Below are 1,842 nucleotides of genomic sequence, written 5' to 3'. Positions count from 1 at the left end.
CGTTCGTCCTGAGCCAGGATCAAACTCTCCATAGAAAGTTTATCTCTCTAGCTTCATACGCTTTTCGCTTCGTTCAGTTTTCAAGGAACATCTTTGTCGTTTTTCGCGACCTTCTTAATTTAGCACATCTCATTTTCGATGTCAAGGACATTTTTTATCGCCACATCACAGCAGCGACGTTTTTAAATATACCATCTTCTTTTTTTTAAACGCAACTACTTTTTTAAAATTTTTTATGTGTTTTCCAAACATGTATGCCCCGATTCCAATGACAATAAGAAGCGAACCAATTCCTTGCGTCAAATAAACTTTTTCCCCTAGCCATATATACGCTAACGCGATGGCTCCAATTGGTTCGAATAAAATAGCAATCGACACCATAGCTGCATTTACCCATTTGATCGCCCAATTGAAAAGTGAATGACCAAACAATGTTGGAATGATAGCTAACAAAATGAAGCACCACCAGTCGCGTTCATCGTACGAAAAAAATGAATAGCGAAATAATACTACATATACACTTAATACTATTGAAGCAATTCCATAAACGATATACGTATATGTAATTGAAGAGAGTTGCTTCCGCAAATGTTGACCAACTAGCCAATAACCTGTTACCATAGCACATGCAATTAATGCAAGCAGATCACCGTAAAGTGCTTCACCGCTTACCCGAAGATCCCCCCATCCGATGATTACACTACCTGAAATGGCGAGTATCGCACTAACCCATTCGTTCATCGCTATCTTTTCCTTAAAAAAGAGAACGCCACCAACAAAAGCAAATAACGGCTGCAATGTAACTAAAACAACTGAGCTTGCGACAGATGTATAACGAAGCGATTCAAACCAAAGGATAAAATGAAATGCAAGTAACGTTCCAGATAATAATGCAAATCCCCAATCTGTTTTATTCATCTCTTTTGTTTCTCTTGTATGTTTGGTTAGGAACAACGGGGTCATGAAAACAACCGCAAAAAAAAGACGATAAAATGCTATAACAGCTGATGGAGCATCTGTAAATTTTACAAAAATAGCTGAGGTAGAGATTGAAAACGCTCCGATAAGTAATGCAACGTATGCCTTCATGCTCTTCATCCTTTCGAATATACTTATGAAAAGGGGGAATGTCTTATGGACGCTCACGTGCTTATGAAACTAGGAATTTCCGCTGTCCTCGGACTTATTATTGGCTTAGAACGAGAACTAAAAAGAAAACCCGTTGGCCTTAAAACATGTCTTGTCATTTCGATTGTAAGTTGTTTACTAACTATCGTTTCGATTGAATCGGCATACACGTTTCCAAAAGCCGCTCATATTAACATGGATCCGCTGCGTCTCGCTGCTCAAATCGTATCAGGTATTGGTTTTCTTGGGGCCGGCGTTATTCTCCGGCGTGGAAATGATAGCATTTCCGGTTTGACAACCGCTGCGCTTATTTGGGGAGCAGCTGGTGTCGGTGTTGCTGTTGGAGCAAACTTTTATATTGAAGCTATTCTCGGTGTTATTTTTCTTATCGCTAGCGTTGAGCTCATCCCGCTTGTAACAACCGTCTTCGGACCAAAACAATTGAGAGAAAAAGAACTTTCTGTCAAACTGATCGTATTAGATGCAACAAAAATTTCAGAAGTAATCGAAGCCATTAAACAAAAAAATATTCGCATCAAAACGGTGCGCATTAAAGACTTAGACAACGGAAATCACTTTGTTGAGTTAAAAGTATCGGTTGATCAAAAGCGGGCAACGACAGATGTATACGAGTTTATTCATCAAATTCCTTCTATTCGGGGCGTCGATGTTGAGAATATTTAGCTTGAAAATGATTATCATTTAGATTAGTAT

At 38.9% G+C, this 1,842-nt stretch carries 2 protein-coding genes; one reads left to right on the top strand and one right to left on the bottom strand.

The genetic code is table 11. From position 1 onward, the window contains the following. Positions 1 to 165: 165 nt before the first annotated feature. On the bottom strand, positions 166 to 1,089 hold the full coding sequence (locus V7Z64_RS13220) for a DMT family transporter (RefSeq protein WP_442885215.1): 924 nt from the start codon (positions 1,087 to 1,089) through the stop codon (positions 166 to 168). A 45-nt stretch (positions 1,090 to 1,134) separates the two neighbouring features. Here V7Z64_RS13220 and V7Z64_RS13215 point away from each other — a divergent pair, with 45 nt between their 5' ends. Continuing rightward, positions 1,135 to 1,812, top strand: coding sequence for an MgtC/SapB family protein (locus tag V7Z64_RS13215; RefSeq protein ID WP_297987177.1), 678 nt, complete (start codon positions 1,135 to 1,137; stop codon positions 1,810 to 1,812). Positions 1,813 to 1,842 lie beyond the last annotated feature (30 nt).

It is taken from the genome of Anoxybacillus sp., assembly GCF_036834105.1.
Classification (GTDB): Bacteria; Bacillota; Bacilli; order Bacillales; family Anoxybacillaceae; genus Anoxybacillus.
Note: the sequence above shows the minus strand (reverse complement) of the source record. Positions and strands in the feature narration are given on the sequence as shown.

Coding starts and splice junctions, on each gene's coding strand:
- V7Z64_RS13220 (WP_442885215.1), bottom strand. CDS start 1,089: ATGAAGGCATACGTTGCATTACTTATCGGAGCGTTTTCAATCTCTACC.
- V7Z64_RS13215 (WP_297987177.1), top strand. CDS start 1,135: ATGGACGCTCACGTGCTTATGAAACTAGGAATTTCCGCTGTCCTCGGA.